We start from the raw sequence: 18534 nt of genomic DNA on the forward strand, positions 1-18534 counted from the left end.
ATCAAGAACCAAATCACGCCCGGCATTGCCGGGCGTTTTTTTGTAGGAGCGCACTTGTGCGCGACCAGCCTACGGAGCGGTACATCCAGGTGGTGCGGTCGCGCACAAGTGCGCTCCTACAAGGGGACGCAGGTTCGTGGATGGCGGATCAATCCTGTCGGTCGGCTCTTTGTGGGAGCGCACCCTGTGCGCGACAACCCTACGGAGCGGTGCACCGCAGCGTGGCTGTCGCGCACAGGGTGCGCTCCCACAGACAAGCAGGCACGTCAGACGGAAGAAGGGGTGACTAAAGCCGATGCGCAGCGAGGAGATGACAAGTGCAGGGGCGAACGCCAACCCAACCATCGTTCCCCTCCAGTGACGCATCGTTCACCCCACGCACGCTGCAATTCCCCGCCAAATCCCTAACCTAGGGTGGTCCCCAAAAGGTACGCCACCATGACCACCCTCCCCAGCCTCTACATCTCCCACGGCTCGCCCATGACCGCGATCCAGCCCCGTCGCGTGGGCGAGCGGCTGGCCGAGCTCGCGCGCGAACTGCCCCGCCCCAGGGCCATCGTGATTGCCACGGCGCACTGGCTGGCGCGACAGCCTCATGTGGGTGGCGCCTCGCGGCCCGAGACCATCCACGATTTCTATGGCTTTCCGCAGGCGCTGTTCGACATCCAATATCCGGCGAAGGGGGAGCCGGCACTCGCTGCCCATGTCACCGAACTGCTCGACAAGGCCGGCCTGCCGACCACGCTTGATCCCACGCAGGGCCTGGATCACGGCGCCTGGGTGCCGTTGCGCCTGCTCTACCCCGACGCCGACATCCCTGTCGTTCCCCTCTCCATCCAGCCGCAGCTGGGGCCTGCCCATCAATACGCGGTGGGTCGCGCGCTGGCGCCTTTGCGCAACGACGGCGTGCTGGTGATCGGTTCGGGCAGCATCACGCACAACCTGCACGATTTCCGCGCCGGCTACAGCGAAGAGCGCGAGGCGCCGTACGTACGACCGTTCATCGAATGGATCGAGAACAAGTTGTCCGCGGGTGACGTGCCCGCCCTGCTCGACTATCGCCGTCAGGCGCGGTTTGCCGAACGCGCGCATCCCACCGACGAACACCTGCTTCCGCTGTTCGTGGCGCTGGGCGCGGCGGGCGAGGGCTCGCACGCCCAGCGCATCGATGCCGGCATCGAATATGGCCTGCTCGCGATGGATATCTACCGCTTCGACAGCGCCTTCACTTCACGATAATCGTGCCGACCATCATGGGATGGATGGCGCAGTAGTACGCATAGGTGCCAGCGTGGTCGAACGTGATGGCGTAGCTGTCGCTGGTGTCGAGCGCCTTTGACGTCGCAAACTGATTGCCCGCGCTGACCACCACGTGCGGTTCTTCATCAAGATTGGTCCACACCACGCGCGTGCCCGCCGTAATGGTCAAGGTTTTCGGAGCAAACGCGAAATCCTTGATGTCCACCACGGCGGGCTTGGCGGGCGTGCTCTTCGCTGCATTGGCAGCCAGCGCCGGCGAGGTTGTCGCGGCGGCCACTACCAAGGTCGTGATCACCGAAAGCGACCATGACATCACGTTCATGCCATCACCTCTTCGGTCACGGCCAGCGCGTGGCTGCCCTGCACGTGGCGCACGTCGCGTATACCCAGATAGCGATGCAGGTCGTTCGGGGCGACGTCCTTCATCGGACCCGGCGCAGGCGCCGTGCCTGGTGCAGGCTGCGGATAGGCGGTGGAGCGCGCGGTGTAGAACGTGATGCTGCCTTCCACCTTCTGCTGGATCTGGTGGATGTGGCCGTTGAGCACGCTCACCGAACCGAAGCGACGCAGATAGCTCACCGCTTCATTGCTGTCATCCGTGCCCCAGCCCCAGTCCGTATAAAGCGGCCATAACGGCATGTGCGCGAACACCACCAGCGGCGTGTCGGCGGAAAGTCCGGCGAGATCCTTCTTCAGCCATGCCAGCTGATCGGCGCCGAGCGAGCCCAGGCCTCCGGCTTTCAGATTCAGCACGTTGATGAGTCCCACGAAATGCACGCCGTGGTGGTCGAAGCTGTACCAGCCGCCACTCTGTTGGCGTTCGCCAAAACGGCGGAAGTATTCGGCGCCGTTGTCGCCGATCACGTCGTGTTCGCCGGGCACGTAGAACACCTTGGCCATGCGCGCGTCCTGCATGATGCCGGACAGCGCGTCGAATTCCTCCGGTCGCGACAAATGCGTAAGGTCACCCGTATGCAGCACGAAATCGGGCTCCTTCTTCTGCGCGTTGATCATCGCCAGCGACTGTCGCAGCGTGCCGGCCACATCCATGTTCGGCGCCTTGTGAAAGCCGATATGCGAGTCGCTGATCTGCACGAAGCTGAAAGTGGAGTCGGCAGCAGTGGCCGCTCCCTGTGCCGTCAGCGGCTGGGCTTTCAATACGCCGCCGTGCATCAGCCATAGCGTGCCGGCACCGGCCCACGCCATGCATTTGAGGAACTGGCGGCGGTCGCCGGCCTCGAGGTCTTGAATGTCGTCCATCGTCGGATCTCCGCTAGTGGCGACAGACACTTCGTCCGCGCCCTAAGCCAAATACCCGCCGATGCACCGGTCTATTCCCGGCACGTGCCGCGAAAAGCGCGTTGGAATAAAGTGGCCGCAACCGGGGTATACCCACTTATGCCATCCCAGCCGACCGCCAGCATGAGAGCCGCCGACGCCGCACGAAGCGCACGCTTCGAGGCGCAGGTGGTGCCGTATCTGGACGCGGCGTACAACCTCGCCCACTGGCTCGCACGCAATCCCAGCGATGCACAGGATGTCGTGCAGGAAGCGATGCTGCGCGCGCTGCGCTATTTCGACAGCTTCCGCGGAGGCGACGTGCGCGTGTGGCTGCTGGCGATCGTGCGCAACACGTTTTACACACTGCGCAGCCGCACCCCGCAGGATGCGTTGCACGACGAACTGGACGAGGCGGTGCATCCGCTCATCGACGATGGCCCGTCACCCGAAACCCTCACCCTGCTTGCCGTGGACGTCGGCGCACTGCAGGCGGCGCTGGAACGGCTGCCGTCGCCCTTGCGCGAAATCCTGGTACTGCGTGAACTGGAAGAATGCTCATACAAGGAAATCGCGACCATCACCGGACAGAAGATCGGCACGGTGATGTCCCGTCTTGCGCGTGCCCGCGATCGCTTGCGGGCCGAACTCACCTGCCGGCCCAAGGAGGTACGCCGTCATGATCTGCGATGACGCCGGGCTGCTGTTGCACGCCTATCTCGACGACGAACTGGATGCTGCCAGCAGTGCTGCGATGGCTCGCCACCTGCACGAGTGCAGCGCGTGCAAGTCCCGTTACGAGACCTACGCCATCATGCAGAAGGCCTTGTCCGAACCGGCGCTGTATCGTCGCGCGCCGGATGCATTGCGAGCCCAATGGACGACGCCTGCGGCAGCTGCGGCGCCTCCAAAGGTGACACCGATCACTGTGCGGCGACGCACACCTGTCGCGTTCGCAGCGGCAGCGGGCTTTGCCGCTGCGGTGCTCCTCTCCGTGCCGGCGTGGCTGCATTGGCTGCCCACGCGCGGTGGGGACGATGCCATCGTCGCCCAGGCCATTTCCGGCCATGTGCGCTCATTGCAGGGCGAGCATCTGATGGACGTGGTGTCGACCGACCAGCACACGGTCAAGCCCTGGTTCGAGGGCAAGCTCGACTTCTCGCCGCGGGTGAAGGATCTGGCCGCCGAAGGCTTCCCGCTGGTGGGTGGCCGCCTCGATGCACTGGAAGGCCATAGCGTGGCCGCGCTGATCTACAAGCGTCACCTGCATGTGATCAACCTGTTCCAGTGGCCCGCCGAAACTCGCCCGACCGCGCAGGCCGCCAGCCAGGAGCACGGTTACACGGTGATCCGCTGGACCGGCGACGGCATGCACTACGTAGTCGTCTCGGACGTCAACGAAGGTGATCTGAAACAGTTCGTGCTGGCCTTCCAGAACGAGGCCAACCCGCTGATGGGGCGCTGAGCTCAGTCGCCGGACACGGCCTCCGGCCAGTGTTCCGGCGTCAGCGGCGGCAGCCCATGGCCCAGCCGTGCCTTGTCGCATTGGGCGCTGGGACGGCCAAACTCCCACGACGGTTCCACTTCGCGGCACACCGAGGGCCGGCGCTCGTAGATGCCGCAATGGGCCGCTGTTCCCACCTCGCCCTGCAAGGCGACGCAGCGCGGCCGCGAGGCCTGGGTGCCGCGCATGACCAGGCGATGCGGGTCGAGCGTCTCGGTGAACTCTGGCGGCACCACGCCATCCAGCGACGCGTCCGCCTCGGACCAATGAAAGGCCACGCGGAAAAAGGCGCAACAGGCACCGCAACTCAGACAGGGATGCAACATGCAGATCGTTCGAAAGCGCACCCCGAGGCGCGCAGGCGGCCATTCTAAAACGTCGAAGGCCCGCATGGCGGGCCTTCGACGTGCTTGGACCTCAAGGCTCGCCTGCGAACGTATTGCAGCTGGCGATATCGCCGCTCTGGAACCCGGCGGTAAACCATTTCACGCGCTGCGCCGAGGTACCGTGGGTGAACGAGTCCGGCACCACCCTGCCCTGCGCCTGCTGCTGGAGCGCGTCGTCGCCGATCTTGCTGGCCGCGTTGAGCGCCGATTCGATATCGCCCGGCTGCAGCCACTGCAGGCGCTGCTGGCTGTGGTTGGCCCACACGCCGGCGAAACAGTCGGCCTGCAGCTCCTGGCGCACCGACAAGCCATCGGCGCCTTCCATCCGCGCACCACGGCGACGCGCCTGCTCCACCTGGTCGAACACGCCAAGCAGGTTCTGCACGTGGTGGCCCACCTCGTGCGCAATCACGTAGGCACGGGCGAAGTCGCCGGCAGCATGGAAGCGGCTTTGCAGTTCCTCGAAAAACGCCACGTCGAGGTAGACCTTCTGGTCGCCGGGACAATAGAACGGCCCCACTGCGGTGGACGCCGCACCGCAGGCGGTACGCACCCCGCCGCTGAACAAGTCCAGCTTGGGATCGACGTATTGCCGTCCGTGCGCGGTGAAGATGTCGCTCCAGGTTTTCTCGGTGGATCCAAGAATCGCGCTGACAAAATCCTTGGTCTGCGGATCGACATTGGCCGGCTGTCCACTCGGCGCGGCAACTTGCTGCCCGCCACTGTCGACCTGGCTCAGCAGAGCGGTCGGATCCTTGAAAAACACCAGGCCGAGGATCGCCAGAATGACGATGCCACCAATGCCCAAGCCGCGACCGCCGCCGAAACGGGGACCGCCACCACCACCGCCGCTGTCGACCTCGACGTTCTGACTCCGCTCGCCCTTCTGCCAATCCATACGAAGGCCCTCGCTCATCCAACGATGGCAAGACGATAACCCCTCGCGCCCCCTCCCGCCATTGGCACGCGATGGCTACAGTGGGCGACCTTTCCCTGAGTACCCGCCATGATCCAGCACCTGCCCGCCGTCGTCGTCCTGCTGACGGTCCTGCTCCAGTTCGGCACGGTCTGGGCCACCGGACATGCCCGCGAGAAATATGGCGTCAAGGCGCCGGCCATCGACGGGCATCCGGCGTTCGAGCGCGCCTGGCGGGTGCAGATGAACACGCTGGAATCGACCGTGATCTTCCTGCCTACCCTGTGGCTGGCGGTGCAGTACGGCTATCCGCTGTGGGCTGGCGTGGCGGGCCTGGTCTGGGTGGCCGGCCGCGTTTGGTACGCGGTGGCTTATCTGCAGGATGCGGCGAAGCGTGGGCCGGGTTTTATGGTGTCTTCGATGGCGTGGGGCGTGACGCTGATATTGGCTGTTATTGGTTTGGGGCGTGCGCTCTTAATCGGTTGAGGCGAAAGGCGTCGCGCACAGGGTGCGCTCCCACAGGGCAAGGTTGTTGTGGGAGCGCACCCTGTGCGCGACGCTCTCTCATTCGATCGGATTCACCTTCAGCCGCTCGATGCGTGCGCCGTCCATCGCCACCACTTCGAAACGCAGGCCTTCGCTGGTGAAGGCATCGCCTGCGCTGGGCAGTCGGCCCAGCTGCTGTAGCACGTAACCCGCCAGGGTAGAAAAACTATCGTCGCCGGTCAGCTTGAAACCGAGCAGGTGTTCGACGCGGCGCAGGTCGAGGCTGGCGTCGAGCAACCAGGCTCCGTCGGTCTCCTGCACGGCGGCAGGATCACCGCTCTCATCATCCGGAAACTCGCCCGCGATCACTTCGAGCACGTCGGTGGGCGTGACCAGTCCGAGCACGCTGCCGTATTCGTCCACCACCAGCGCCACTTGCAGCGGTGAGCGGCGGAACTCTTCGATCAGGCGCAGCACGCTCAGCGATTCGAGCACGGTGAGCGGCTTGCGCACCACCTGATCCACGTCGATATGGCCATGTTCGAGCAGGCTCGCCAGCAGGTCGCGCGATGATGCCACGCCTACCAACTGGTCGAGATCATCGCCCGCCACCGGCAGCCATGCATGACTGGATGCAGTGACTTCCGCGCGCAACTGCTCGACGTTTTCGCGCGGGTCGATCCAGTTGATTTCCGGCCGCGGCGTCATGATGGAACGCACCGGCCGATGCGCCAGATCCAGCACACCCTGCACCATCGCCAGCTCGTCCTTGCCGAACATGGCGACGTTGCCTTCGGGTTTCGCCGCGGTGGCTTTGGGCGCGACATCTTCGTCGTCGCCGCCGGCGCCCAGCAGGTTCAGCACCGCCAGCGCGGTGCGATCGCGCAACGTGCGCGCGCTGCCCAGCAGGCTGCGCTGGCGATTGCGGCGCATGGTCTGGTTGAACGCCTCGATCAGGATCGAGAAGCCGATCGCCGCATACAAATAGCCCTTCGGTATATGAAAACCGAAGGCCTCCGCGACCAGGCTGAAACCGATCATCAGCAGGAACGACAGGCACAGGATCACCACGGTCGGCCGCGCATTGACGAAGTTGGTGAGCGGCTTGCTGGCGCTGATCATCAGGATCATGGCCACCACCACGGCGATCATCATCACCGAGAGATGATCGACCATGCCCACCGCGGTGATCACCGAGTCGATCGAGAACACCGCATCGAGTGCAACGATCTGGGCGACTACCAGCCAGAAACGCGCCGGTGCGCGCTTGGCCGCATCGTCATGGTCGGCCGCCTCCAGGCGTTCGTGCAGCTCCACGGTCGCCTTGAACAACAGGAAGGCGCCGCCCAGCAACAGGATGATGTCGCGCCACGAGAACGATACGGCGCCCAGCGTGAGGACGGGCGTGGTGAGCTTCACCAGCCATGACATCGCGCCCAGCAGCGCCAGTCGCATGACCAGGGCCAGCAAGAGGCCGAGCACGCGGGCCTTGTCGCGTTCTTTCGCCTGCAGCTTGTCGGCAAGAATCGCGATGAAGACGAGATTGTCGATGCCAAGCACGATCTCCAGCACCACGAGGGTGAGCAGACCTGCCCAGACAGTCGGGTCGGACAGCCAGTCAAATGCAAACATGGGCTGGCGCCTGAGCGCCGATTTCCTCCTTGGATCGTCCCGTCACTATACAAGGCGATCCCGTGAACGCGATGACAGCCAGCGGGCCGAGCGCGGCACACCTGCGCGGACCGTGCCAAAGGACAGGATTGGCACGCGCAGCAGCAGGGTCTAGCGTGATCGTGTCCGTCGGCAGGGGTGAAACCTGCCGACGCAACCACTCTGCGCGCGTGCGCTCTGGATCGACTCGATGGACGCGAACCGCCTGACTGATCTGCCCGTTTCGCCATCCCCATCGACCTCGCGCGCGCCCACTCCCGGGCAAGCCATCGCCCTGATCGTGCTGTATTTCGTGCTCCAGCTTGCCGTGGGTAGCGCGATCACACTGATCGCTGGCATCGTCGGCGCGTTGCGCGGGGGCGGCGGGCTCGGCGCGATCATTCCCATGGGTCGTCACTGGCTGGGCCAGCCGGATATGACGGCGGCAGCCGTGATCGCGACGCTGCTGATTTCCGCCTCGGTGATCGTGCACTTCGCGCGGCGCTGGTGGCCTGAGCGATGGATCGAGGGCGCGCCGCCAGGACTGGGCTTCACGTCTACTCCACATATCGCCTTCTACGTGGCGGCACTCGCCGCGGGCGTGATGATGCCTATCGTCGGCGGCATGCTCACGCAATGGCTGGCGCAGGGACACGAGGTGAGCCAAGACATCAAGCAGCTGGGAGCCAATACCTCGATGGCGTTGCGCCTGCCGCTGGCCGTGCTGGTGATCAGCCTGGGTCCGCTGGTGGAGGAACTATTGTTCCGCGGCGTGCTGCTGTCGGCCGTGGCGCGCTACACCGGCAATGGCATGGCCATCGTGCTGTCGGCCTTGCTGTTTGCCTGTGTGCATCTGCCGGATCTTTCGTTTCTCTGGTACGCCCTGCCCAACCTGGCCTTGCTCGGCCTCATCCTTGGCTGGTTGCGCGTGCAGTCGGGGTCGATCTGGCCGGCCGTGGTCGCCCATGGCATGAACAACCTGCTCGCCGTGGTGTCGTGGTTCGTGATGAGCCACTGAGCTTGACGCTTGGATCAGGCAGCAATCAGCGAGTGCGCTCGCAGCAGTCGCGCGGTCTCGTAAATGGGCATGCCCATGACACCCGAATGGCTGCCATCCAGGTGTTCGATCAGCTTGGCGCCATGCCCCTGGATGCCATAGGCACCGGCTTTGCCGAACGGTTCGCCGGTGGCGATGTAAGCGGCAATGGTCGCGTTGTCCAACGGCGGCATGCTCACGCGCGAAAGACTGGTATCGGACCATTCGCCTGAACGCGTGACCAGCCATACGGTGGAGATCACTTCGTGCACGCGGCCCGAGAGGCGACGCAGCATGCTGGCGGCATCCTCCGCATCGTCGGGCTTGCCGAACACTTCGTCATCGAGCACGACCTCGGTATCTGCACCGAGCACGGCAGCACCGGTCTCTTCCAGTGCAGCGAGTCCGGCGCGGGCTTTCTCGCGTGCCACGCGGCTTACGTAGTCGCGCGGCGTTTCTCCCAGCAAGCGCTGCTCGGGTACATCGACATCGACAATGCGGAAGTTCACGCCGATCTGTTCGAGCAGCTGGCGACGGCGCGGCGATTGGGAGGCGAGATAGAGCATGTGCAACAACCCCGGGGGAGGCAGGAACCCCTAAGGTCTCATATCGCCGCTGTCGAGGAAACGCTGATGCCACGACAGCGCCTCCTGCAACAGATGCGGCGTGTGCTTACCGCGGCTGTCATGCAGCGCGCGATCGACATAGTCCTGCAACATCGGGCGATAGTGAGGATGCGCGCAGCGCTCGATCACCACCTTGGCGCGCTGGCGCGGCGACAGGCCGCGCAAATCGGCCAGGCCCTGCTCCGTCACGATCACCGACACATCATGCTCGGTGTGATCGACATGGCTCACCATCGGCACGATGCAGGACACTGCGCCGTTCTTGGCGGTACTGGGCGTGAGGAAGCACGACAAAAAGCCGTTGCGCGCAAAGTCGCCCGATCCGCCGATGCCGTTGATGATGCTGGTGCCGGCGACGTGGGTGGAATTGATATTGCCGTAGATATCCGCTTCCACCATGCCGTTCATGGCGATGCAGCCGAGGCGACGCACCAGTTCCGGATGATTGGAGATCTCCTGCGTGCGCAGAATGATGCGCTGGCGGAAGAAATCGATCTTGGCCAGAAAGCGCTCGATGCCCGCCGGGCTCAGCGAGAACGAGGTGGCCGAGGCCACCGACAACACATCGTTCTCGAGCAGATCGAGCATGCCGTCCTGGATCACTTCGGTGAATGCGCTCAACCCGCTGAAACCGCCTTCCTGCAGCCCGGCGAGCACGGCGTTGGCGATATTGCCCACACCGGACTGCAGCGGCAGCAGCTGCGGATGCAGCCTTCCCTTGGCGATTTCGTGACGGAAGAATTCAATCAGGTGGCCCGCGATCTGTCGCGAGCAATCATCCAGAGGCGCGAACGCGCTATTGCGGTCGGGAGCGTTGGTCTCGACCACCGCGATGACTTTGCTTGGATCCAGCCGCAGATATTTTTCGCCAATGCGATCGTCCGGCTTCAGCAGCGGAATCGGCTTGCGGTTCGGCGGCAGCGCCGTGCCGTAGTAGATGTCGTGCATGCCGTCCATTTCGAGCGGCTGCCAGTGATTGACCTCGACGATCACCTTGTCGGCCAGATCGAGCCAGGTCTTGTTGTTGCCCACCGACGAAGATGCCAAAAGGCTGCCATCCGGCATGATCGCCGTGGCTTCGATCACAGCCAGATCGAGCTTGCCGAAGAAGCCGAACCACGCGTATTGCGCGACGTGACTGAGATGGATGTCCAGGTAATCCATCTCGCCGCGATTGATGCGTGCGCGCAGCTCCGGATCGGACTGATACGGCAGGCGCAGATCGATGCCGTCGGCACGCGCCAGCGCACCATCGAGTTCGGGTGCCGTGGATGCGCCAGTCAACACGCGCACGCGGAACGGTTCGCCATGCTCGTGCGTCGCCACCATGCGCGCGGCGAGCGCCTGAGGCACCGCTTTGGGATAGCCCGCACCGGTAAAACCGCTCATGCCGATCGTCATGCCGTGATCGACACGTTCAGCGGCCTTGGCGGCCGTCATGACCTTGGCGGCCAATCCTGCATGGCGGATGCGCTTGTCCACGTTGAGTTCTCCTGCACGGCAACCGCCCGATACTACCGCGCGGTAACGTCAAACTCTCGACAAGCTAGACGATGGTCGATGCATCAGAAGCGGATGAAATACTCGCGGAATTGTTCGTCCCGCTGCCATCCCAAGGACTCGTACAAATGCTGTGCAGGCGTATTGGTATGCGCCGTGGCGAGCGTCATGCCGGCCGCGCCAATGGCGCGCGCGAAGTCCATCGCCTCGTGCATCAGTGCCGCAGCCACCCCGCGTCGACGCGCGTGGGGTGCGACAAACAAATCGTTGAGCAGATAGCTGCGCGACGTGCGCACCGACGAATACATCGGATATAGCTGAACAAACCCCGCGCCTTCACCATCGGCGTTCATCGCGAATATCACAACCGAATCATGCTGCTGGAATCGCTCGCGCAGAAAGCGCGTGGACCGTTCCAGATCACTCGCCTGCCCATAGAACACGCGATACGCATCGAACAACGGCGCCACGAGGTCGAGGTCGTGGATGGTGGCCTGGCGTACCGTGATGGACATGTGCAACTCCCGCGAACCGCGTTGTTGCAACCAGTATGCGTGGCGAGCCGGGGCGCGCCTATGACCACTTGCCGTGGAAAACACGGCTGGCTGGTCGATGTCCCGCTGCCCGCTTACGCACGGTGATACGGATGACCGGCCAGCAAGGTGGTGGCGCGATAAAGCTGCTCGGCGAGCACCAGACGCACCAGCATATGCGGCAGCGTGAGCGGCCCGAGCGACCACGACTGGTCAGCACGCGCCAGCACCTCGGGCGCGTGACCATCCGGCCCGCCAATCAGAAACGCGAGATCGCGACCGGACATGCGCCACTTGGCGAGCTGCGCCGCGAGATCCTCGCTGGACCAGGTCTTGCCGCGCCCGTCGAGCGCGACCACGTGGATGTCGCGCGGCAACGCGGCCAGGATCGCCGCGCCTTCGTCCTGGATCGCACGCGCGTCATCGCGCCCCTTGCCGCGGATGCCGGGCTTGAGTTCGATCAATTCCAGCGGGAGCTCGTGCGAGAGACGCTTGCGGTATTCGGCAAAGCCTTCGGCGACCCAGGCGGGCATGCGTTCGCCGACGGCGATCAGACGGGCGCGCATGATTGACGATCCAAAAAACGGGAAAATAAGCGGCAGGCCGCGCGCGTTGAACGGCGCACGGCGCTCGCCGCCGCTGGGCGGGCCCTTAGCCCGCGTTGGCGACTTCGGTGTCCATGTCGCGGTCACCCACCGTCCACAGCCGTTCCAGGCCGTAGAACTCGCGGATGCGCGGCAGCATGACGTGGACGATCACGTCACCCAGGTCCACCAGTACCCATTCGGCTTCGCGCTCGCCTTCCACGCCAAGCGGCATCACGCCCGCCTGTTTGGCGAACTTGACGACTTCGTCGGCGATGGATTTCACATGGCGCGCGGAGGTGCCGGAGGCGATGACCAGCAGATCGGCGATGGAGGTCTTGCCGCGGACATCGATTTCACGAATGTCCTTGGCCTTCAGTTCGTCCAGCGCGTTGATGACTTGCTGACGAACGACCGCCGTGGTGGCGGATTTGGTGCTGCGCTTGGCAGTCTGACTCAAGTGCGTTTGCCTCGATGCGGGATCGACGCGCGGGATCGCGCAATACCAGTATACCGGACCACCTTGAAGCGCATGTCAAACAGAAAAAACCAGCCGCCAGGGCACCCGATACCCTCGGTCCTTCGCCCGACGGGGCCAAACGGCTCAAATTACGGCCATTTTGCGCTTCTGACCGTCCCCGGCGGGACACTGAAAAAGCCTGCCTCGACACCCAACTGAGGTAGCTCGTGCATCCGCAAGCGGGCGAGCCCCGGCAGACACAGGCAAAAAAAGAGGCCCTCTCCGTGGAGAGAGCCTCGTCATTTTTCAGCGCGACGGTATCAGTGGCCGGCGGTGGACGCAGCGGCAGGCGCGGCGCTCTTCTTGGTGTTGTGCTGCTTCTTGTGATGCTGGCTGCTGGCATCGCTCTTCATCGAGTCGCTGCTCATCGAATCGCTCTTCATCGCGTCGCTCTTCATCGAATCGCTGCTGGACTTCATGGCGTCCGAGCTGGACTTCATCGCGTCCTTGCTGGCGTCCTGGGTCGACTGCGGCGTGGTGCTCTGTGCCATCACGGGGGACATGGCAAGACCGAACACAACGGCGCTCGCGAAGGCGAGTACGGCGTAACGGGAAACTTTCATGGGTAGGTATCTCCAGAAGCGGTGAGGTAACCGTGCGGTTGGGCCGCACTTCCATGGAACAGCCGCCATCGTCCCTCCCGAACGACCACGGCAAACCGGCTGCGAGTACATCCACACCGGCCACGCCGCATCAGCATTCCTGCACGATGCGAACGGCCCATCCCTGGTCCGTCAATCCACAATCAACGGATCGCTTGATCCGCGCCCCTTCCGGAGCGGAAGCCTATACCCATGCATGACAAGCGCAGGTGGCGTTCGAACCACCCCATTCAGTTTGAATACGGGCAAATCGGCAGCAATAAATTGCGATTGTTGCGGTGCGTGCGGAGCGCCGCTGCGGCGGCCTGCTTTGCGCCACGGCGCCTCGTTGCCCAATGCCGGCCTGCCGTCGGAGCCTCCTTGGCCACGCGTCGTGGCGGCTCTGCCGTGTTGCGACGCAACACCTGTTTTGCCGTGACTAGCGGCGGCTTTTGATTCAGCGTGGGCGGCGATTTATTTCAGCGCAGGCTGCAGCAGGCGCCCGCCCATCAGCGCATTGACCAACACCACGATGGCCACCGCCATCGCGTGCGTGAGCAGATCGGTGGCCGCCACCGCGTAGGCATGGCAGATCTCAAGCAAGGCGGCTGAGGCGGCCGCGGACGCCAGGCCGATCATGATGGCCGCCAGCACAGGGCGTAGAGGACAGGCGCGACGCAGCAGCCAGATCAACAACACCGACAGCGGCACCGACAAACTGATGATGAAGATCAGGCAGTCGCTGGCCTCGTTGAAGGCGGCGATATGCGCCGATGGCCCCAGCCAGTCGCGTATGCAGCCCAGCCCGCTGGCGCCCACCCACAGCAACAGGCCGGGCAAGGGCAGCCAGGCCCAACGCGAGGAGCGTCCCGGCACGCCCAGCGTAAACGCTGCCCATGCCGCGCATACCGCCGTGATCACGGCACCGACGCCCGCGATGGCGATATCCGGCGCGGCCTCGAAGCGGCGCATCATGTGGCTGGCGCCAAAGTGAGCCAACAGCCCTGCCGCGATCACCGCCACCGCCACCAGCCAGCCGAGCGTGCGCACCCACGGGGGCGGCAAGCGCCGCACCGGCGAGAGCTGGTCGCCCAGTGAATGGATCAGTGACTCGGGGAGTCGGGGTTCGGCCATGGTGCTCAGGATTCTCCGTGGAAACGCGACCGCAGCGCCTTGAGCGCGCGATGCAGGTTGACTTTCAGCGCGCCGGTCTGGCGCCCCGTCTCGGCGGATGCCTCCGCCAGCGATCGTTCTTTCAGTCCCAGTTGCTCGATCGCCTCGCGCTGACCCGGCGGCAACGAGGCAATCGCATCGTGCAGCCGCTGCGCTTCCTGTTCGCGTTCGGTCGCCGCGGTCGCATCGTCGGCGTCCGGGTGCATGTCGTACGCATGCTCGTCATGTATTTCGCGGCTGCCGCGGCGCCCCTGGCTGCGCAGCGCATCGATCGCACGTCGACCGGCCAGCGCGGAGAGCCAGGCGTCGTACGAACGCGACGGATCATACGTATGGCGCACGCGATGCACGGTGAGCAGGGTTTCCTGCACCACATCGTCGAGCTGATCCGCCGCCACGCCCTTGCGACGGGCAGCGACGCGGATCAGCGGCACCGAGGACGCCAGCACCTGCTCATAGGCGCGCCGGTCGCCACCTTGTGCCGCAGCCATCCACGCGGCGCGCTCGCGCTCCTGCGTGTCGCTGATGGGAGCAGCAGCGTCGCTCACGGTTGAATCGATCCTGGCCCAGCGGGAAAGGACGATATCTAGACCTATTGAGTGGGTTGCGGTCAAGGTGGCGGACATAGGTGAGCGTCGCAGGTACTCACTGCCTATTCGATGCGGGCCGGGTCCCGGTTACCTGCCTGCGGCTGTCCGCCCTGCCCGCTGTGTGCGGCAAAGACCTCCTCCACGCCGTCGCCTGGCGGCTTTTGAGAGGCATCCGATAGCCCTCCGTTCCTCCCCGCTGGCCTAATGCGCGCCGAGCCTGTCTCCCCCGCAGGCCGCTCGTTTTCAATCGCAAGGAACGCTCCAATGAAGAAGATCCTCTCGGCGATGGCGCTGGCCGCCTTCATCGCCCCGCTGGCTGCGCAGGCTACTGACGGCAACGGCATCGGCTACACCTATGTGCAGCTCGACTACGTCAACGTGACCGGCTCGGGCCACTACGCCAAGGCCGACGGCGCATCGCTCAGCGGTTCGTACCAGTTCGCCAACAACTTCCAGGTGTTCGGCAGCTACAGCGATCTGCGCTCGCCCACGTATTCCAGCAGCGACTACGCCTCGGGCTACACCTATGGCTCGACCGACAAGTTCAAGGACCGCCCGTGGTCGCTGGGCATGGGTTATGCCGCTTCCATCGGCTCGCAGGCCGACTGGGTGACCCAGGTGTCCTACATGCATGATCACGTCAGCGACCACTACTGCGACTGGGTCAGCTCGGCCAACTATTCGGATCGCCGCTGCGGCAACGTCAGCACCAACGGCAACCTCTGGGCCATCAACACTGGCGTGATGGGCCGCGTGATGAATAACCTGGTTGCCAATGCCTATATCGGCTACAGCAACGGCGGCCGCTACAGCCACGGCGGCCCGGGCATCCTGGGCAAGGTGTATGCCGACTTCGGCCTGGTCTACAGCTTCAACCCGACCTGGGCGCTGCATGGCGGCGTACGCGTGAACAATGACGGCACCGAGAACATCAGTGTGGGCGCACGCGCCAGCTTCTGATCGTTGCCCGCAAAGCAAGCCACGAGGCCCGGCCATGCGCCGGGCCTTTTTGTTGATGGCGCATGTAACCTGAGACAACTCCCGGACGAATGATCCGGTGACATCCCCTCGGACCTGCCGCGCCATGCTCGTGTTGATCCTCGCCTATCTCGGCGGTGTACTGACCATCCTCAGCCCGTGCATCCTGCCGGTGCTGCCGTTCGTGTTCGCGCAAGCCGACCGGCCTTTCGCGCGCAACGGCCTGCCTATGCTGCTGGGCATGGCGCTGACCTTTGCCCTGGTCGCCACGCTGGCGGCCGTGGGCGGCAGCTGGGCGATCCAGGCCAACCAGTACGGACGCATCATCGCGATGGTGGTGCTGGCGGTGCTCGGCCTGACCCTGCTCTCCACGCGGCTGGCCGAATGGATCAGCCGTCCGTTCGTGGCGCTGGGCAACAAGCTGTCGCAGCACTCGGATGAAAACGATTCGATCTGGTCGGCCGCCGGCCTGGGCATAGCGACCGGCTTGCTATGGGCTCCGTGCGCAGGCCCCATCCTTGGACTCTTGCTGACCGGCGCGGCGCTCAACGGCGCCAGCCTGCAAACCTCGTTGCTGCTGCTCACCTATGCCGCGGGCGCAGCCACTTCGCTGGCCTTGGCGCTGGTGATCGGCGGTCGCGTGTTCTCGCTGATGAAGCGCTCATTGGGCGCTGGCGAATGGGTGCGGCGCGCACTGGGCGTGCTGGTGCTTGCCGGCGTGGCCGTGATTGCCCTTGGCCTGGATACCGGCGTGCTCACGCGCGTGGCGCTGGCCAGCACGGGTGGCATCGAGCAGAAGCTGATCGACGCGGCCCGTCCGGCGCCTGCGCCGCAGCCCGTGGTCAAGCAGGGCGACCCATTGCCGATCGAAGGCGAACTGCCGTCGCTGGAAGGCGCGACCCAATGGTTCAACACCGCGCCGCTCACGGCGCAGTCGCTGCGCGGCAAAGTCGTGCTGGTCGATTTCTGGACGTATTCGTGCATCAACTGCATCCGCGCGCTGCCCTATGTGCACGCATGGGCGGACAAGTACAGGGATCACGGCCTGGTGGTGATCGGCGTGCATGCTCCTGAGTTTGCGTTCGAGAAAGATCCGCAAAACGTCAGCAAGGCCATCAAGGATCTGGGCGTCGATTACCCGGTGGCGCTCGACAACAACTATGCGATCTGGAAAGGCTTCAACAACGAGTATTGGCCGGCGCACTATTTCATCGATCCGCAAGGCCATATTCGCCACCACCACTTTGGCGAAGGCGAGTACGAGCAGAGCGAGGACGTGATCCGTCAGTTGCTGACCGAGGCCGGCCAGAAGAATCTCCCGGGCGGCTATGTGCAGCCGGGCGCCGAGGGCGCGGAAGCAGCAGGTTCGGGTGATGCCATGCGCTCACCGGAAACCTATGTCGGTTACGCCCGTGCCGAGAACTTCGCGGGCGGCCAGGTGGCGCATGACGATGTATGGACGTACCACGCACCGAAGACCTTGATGACCAACCAGTGGGCGCTGAACGGGCGCTGGACCGTCCGTGACGAAAGTGCGCGACTGGACAGCGCCAACGGTGGCATTACCTACCGCTTCCGTGGACGCGACCTGCACCTGGTACTGGGCCCTGGCCATGACGGCAAGCCCGTGCGCTTCCGCGTGACCATCGACGGCAAAACGCCAGGCGCCGATCACGGCATGGATACCGATGCCGACGGCAACGGCACGGTGGGCTCGCAGCGTCTCTACCAATTGGTTCGCCAGGCCAACGGCACGGGTGAGCGCACGTTCGAGATCACCTTCCTCGATCCCGGCGTGCAGGCCTACGCCTTTACCTTCGGCTGATTCACCTCACTAACCTCACGGAGGTTGCCATGTCCCGCACTCAGGACATCGTGAAACTGGAGCGTCGCCGTTTTCTGCGCGCGGCGCTCACAGGAGGAGCTTTTGCTGCCATTGGAGGCTTTGCGTTACCGACGCTGTTGAAGCGTGGTCCGTTGAGCGGTGCTGCGATGGCTGCAACGCCACCCGCCACCGGCGCCGACATGCTGCTCGTGTGCTTTGCGGACGATGGTCACAAGCTGGGGCCATGTCATGTGCCCAAACTCGTGCTCAACGATGCGCAATGGCATGAGCGCTTGAGCGACGATGCTTATTACGTGATGCGTCGCGCAGGCACCGAGCGTGCCTTCAGCGGCGCGCACGACAAGCCCGCTGTGCCGGGCCTCTACCGCTGCCCGGCGTGCGATACGGCGTTGTTCGATGCAGCGACGCAATTTGACTCGGGGACGGGCTGGCCGAGTTTCTGGCAGCCGATCGCCAAGCAGAACGTGATCGAGATACGCGACTCCTCGTTTGGATGGGAGCGCATTGCGATCAGTTGCGCGGGTTGCGATAGCCATCTTGGGCATGTGTTTGATGATGGGCCGCGGCCGACGGGGTTGCGCTATTGCATGAATTCGGTGGCGTTGAGGTTTGTGCCTAGGACGTCGTAGCGGTGCACGCCCTTTCTCCCTCTCTCCTCCGGGGAGAGGGTTGGGATGAGGGGCGGGTGCTCGCGGGAGCGTTTCTATCTCGTCATCCCGGTGCAGGACGAGATCCAGAGCCTCGGTGATTAACTGTCGCCTCGAGGCCAGCGTGCCGCCTGCGCGGCGGGCGTTTCGATCGGCTGCCGCCGCTCGAGTCACTTTTCTCTTGCTGGCCCAAGAGAAAAGTAACCCAAAGAGAATGGCCTGATAACGCCCGCAGCATTGTGTTGGGATAAGCCCGAGCGCTTGAGGCGCGTCGTTGCGGGACAACCTCCGAGGGTACACAGCGGGTACTTCAAAGCGCTGCGCAACGCGCCCGAATCCCTGAGGACTTAAAGCGGAGCCTCGCTGCGCATCGGCTGTGGGCATCCCGTCTTCCGTCTGCCGCCTGCTTGTCTGTGGGAGCGCACCCTGTGCGCGACAGC

The 18534-nt window shown here is 64.3% G+C and carries 21 protein-coding genes; 8 read left to right on the forward strand and 13 right to left on the reverse strand.

The window, feature by feature from the left end; all coding sequences use genetic code 11:
* The first annotated feature begins 438 nt into the window (after window positions 1-438).
* Window positions 439-1239 (forward strand): dioxygenase family protein, encoded by an 801-nt coding sequence (locus AB4Y82_RS02910; RefSeq protein WP_441604355.1) that lies wholly within the window; start codon window positions 439-441, stop codon window positions 1237-1239.
* Here AB4Y82_RS02910 and AB4Y82_RS02915 read toward each other — a convergent pair.
* The gene (locus AB4Y82_RS02915) at window positions 1226-1582 is read right to left on the reverse strand and encodes a cupredoxin domain-containing protein (RefSeq protein WP_441604356.1); all 357 of its coding nucleotides are present in this window, start codon (window positions 1580-1582) and stop codon (window positions 1226-1228) included. The two genes, AB4Y82_RS02910 and AB4Y82_RS02915, sit on opposite strands and share 14 nt — an antisense overlap.
* Window positions 1579-2520 (reverse strand): metallophosphoesterase family protein, encoded by a 942-nt coding sequence (locus AB4Y82_RS02920; protein WP_441604357.1) that lies wholly within the window; start codon window positions 2518-2520, stop codon window positions 1579-1581. Before AB4Y82_RS02920 ends, AB4Y82_RS02915 begins: the two co-directional genes overlap by 4 nt.
* A gap of 162 nt (window positions 2521-2682) precedes the next feature.
* Here AB4Y82_RS02920 and AB4Y82_RS02925 point away from each other — a divergent pair, with 162 nt between their 5' ends.
* Together AB4Y82_RS02925 and AB4Y82_RS02930 are read left to right on the forward strand one after the other, a co-directional pair.
* Window positions 2683-3231, forward strand: a complete 549-nt coding sequence (locus AB4Y82_RS02925; RefSeq protein ID WP_441604358.1) for a sigma-70 family RNA polymerase sigma factor — start codon at window positions 2683-2685, stop codon at window positions 3229-3231.
* Window positions 3218-4003, forward strand: a complete 786-nt coding sequence (locus tag AB4Y82_RS02930; protein ID WP_441604359.1) for an anti-sigma factor family protein — start codon at window positions 3218-3220, stop codon at window positions 4001-4003. The genes AB4Y82_RS02925 and AB4Y82_RS02930 overlap by 14 nt, the downstream gene beginning before the upstream one ends.
* A 2-nt stretch (window positions 4004-4005) precedes the next feature.
* Here the strand turns inward: AB4Y82_RS02930 and AB4Y82_RS02935 are convergent, their stop codons facing one another.
* On the reverse strand, window positions 4006-4368 hold the full coding sequence (locus AB4Y82_RS02935; RefSeq protein ID WP_441604360.1) for a YkgJ family cysteine cluster protein: 363 nt from the start codon (window positions 4366-4368) through the stop codon (window positions 4006-4008).
* Between the two features lie 91 nt (window positions 4369-4459).
* Window positions 4460-5326: a KPN_02809 family neutral zinc metallopeptidase gene (gene ypfJ / locus AB4Y82_RS02940; RefSeq protein WP_441604361.1), complete on the reverse strand. Its 867-nt coding sequence runs from the start codon at window positions 5324-5326 to the stop codon at window positions 4460-4462.
* 108 nt (window positions 5327-5434) lie between these two features.
* Here ypfJ and AB4Y82_RS02945 point away from each other — a divergent pair, with 108 nt between their 5' ends.
* On the forward strand, window positions 5435-5830 hold the full coding sequence (locus AB4Y82_RS02945; protein WP_441604362.1) for an MAPEG family protein: 396 nt from the start codon (window positions 5435-5437) through the stop codon (window positions 5828-5830).
* A gap of 78 nt (window positions 5831-5908) precedes the next feature.
* Here AB4Y82_RS02945 and AB4Y82_RS02950 read toward each other — a convergent pair whose 3' ends face one another.
* Window positions 5909-7462, reverse strand: coding sequence for a hemolysin family protein (locus AB4Y82_RS02950; RefSeq protein ID WP_441604363.1), 1554 nt, complete (start codon window positions 7460-7462; stop codon window positions 5909-5911).
* A gap of 229 nt (window positions 7463-7691) precedes the next feature.
* Between AB4Y82_RS02950 and AB4Y82_RS02955 the strand changes: the two genes are divergently transcribed.
* On the forward strand, window positions 7692-8498 hold the full coding sequence (locus AB4Y82_RS02955; RefSeq protein ID WP_441611099.1) for a CPBP family intramembrane glutamic endopeptidase: 807 nt from the start codon (window positions 7692-7694) through the stop codon (window positions 8496-8498).
* A 14-nt stretch (window positions 8499-8512) separates the two neighbouring features.
* Here AB4Y82_RS02955 and AB4Y82_RS02960 read toward each other — a convergent pair whose 3' ends face one another.
* The 8 genes from AB4Y82_RS02960 to AB4Y82_RS02995 all read right to left on the reverse strand — a co-directional run bounded on the left by AB4Y82_RS02960 (window position 8513) and on the right by AB4Y82_RS02995 (window position 14581).
* Window positions 8513-9082 carry a Maf family protein gene (locus tag AB4Y82_RS02960; RefSeq protein ID WP_441604365.1) on the reverse strand — a complete coding sequence of 190 codons (570 nt, stop codon included), beginning with the start codon at window positions 9080-9082 and terminating at the stop codon, window positions 8513-8515.
* Window positions 9083-9112: 30 nt separating this feature from the next.
* Window positions 9113-10624 (reverse strand): acetyl-CoA hydrolase/transferase family protein, encoded by a 1512-nt coding sequence (locus AB4Y82_RS02965; protein WP_441611100.1) that lies wholly within the window; start codon window positions 10622-10624, stop codon window positions 9113-9115.
* Window positions 10625-10707: 83 nt separating this feature from the next.
* Entirely contained in the window at window positions 10708-11157 is a 450-nt protein-coding gene (locus AB4Y82_RS02970; protein ID WP_441604367.1) for a GNAT family N-acetyltransferase, read from the reverse strand.
* Window positions 11158-11270: 113 nt separating this feature from the next.
* The gene (rlmH, locus tag AB4Y82_RS02975) at window positions 11271-11741 is read right to left on the reverse strand and encodes a 23S rRNA (pseudouridine(1915)-N(3))-methyltransferase RlmH (RefSeq protein WP_441604368.1); all 471 of its coding nucleotides are present in this window, start codon (window positions 11739-11741) and stop codon (window positions 11271-11273) included.
* Between the two features lie 85 nt (window positions 11742-11826).
* Entirely contained in the window at window positions 11827-12219 is a 393-nt protein-coding gene (rsfS, locus tag AB4Y82_RS02980) for a ribosome silencing factor (RefSeq protein ID WP_121878472.1), read from the reverse strand.
* 320 nt (window positions 12220-12539) lie between these two features.
* Window positions 12540-12842, reverse strand: coding sequence for a hypothetical protein (locus tag AB4Y82_RS02985; protein ID WP_441604369.1), 303 nt, complete (start codon window positions 12840-12842; stop codon window positions 12540-12542).
* Window positions 12843-13334: 492 nt separating this feature from the next.
* Window positions 13335-13994 carry an NrsF family protein gene (locus AB4Y82_RS02990; protein ID WP_441604370.1) on the reverse strand — a complete coding sequence of 220 codons (660 nt, stop codon included), beginning with the start codon at window positions 13992-13994 and terminating at the stop codon, window positions 13335-13337.
* 5 nt (window positions 13995-13999) lie between these two features.
* Entirely contained in the window at window positions 14000-14581 is a 582-nt protein-coding gene (locus AB4Y82_RS02995; protein WP_441604371.1) for a sigma-70 family RNA polymerase sigma factor, read from the reverse strand.
* Window positions 14582-14887: 306 nt separating this feature from the next.
* Here AB4Y82_RS02995 and AB4Y82_RS03000 point away from each other — a divergent pair, with 306 nt between their 5' ends.
* The 3 genes from AB4Y82_RS03000 to msrB all read left to right on the forward strand — a co-directional run bounded on the left by AB4Y82_RS03000 (window position 14888) and on the right by msrB (window position 18076).
* On the forward strand, window positions 14888-15583 hold the full coding sequence (locus tag AB4Y82_RS03000) for a hypothetical protein (RefSeq protein ID WP_441604372.1): 696 nt from the start codon (window positions 14888-14890) through the stop codon (window positions 15581-15583).
* Between the two features lie 124 nt (window positions 15584-15707).
* Window positions 15708-17426 carry a cytochrome c biogenesis protein DipZ gene (locus AB4Y82_RS03005; RefSeq protein WP_441611101.1) on the forward strand — a complete coding sequence of 573 codons (1719 nt, stop codon included), beginning with the start codon at window positions 15708-15710 and terminating at the stop codon, window positions 17424-17426.
* Window positions 17427-17455: 29 nt separating this feature from the next.
* Complete coding sequence (gene msrB / locus AB4Y82_RS03010) at window positions 17456-18076, forward strand: peptide-methionine (R)-S-oxide reductase MsrB (protein ID WP_441604374.1); 621 nt, start codon at window positions 17456-17458, stop codon at window positions 18074-18076.
* The last annotated feature ends 458 nt before the right edge of the window (window positions 18077-18534 follow it).

Origin of the sequence: Dyella sp. 2YAF14, from assembly GCF_052114725.1 — a bacterium.
In the GTDB taxonomy this organism is placed as follows: Bacteria; Pseudomonadota; Gammaproteobacteria; order Xanthomonadales; family Rhodanobacteraceae; genus Dyella.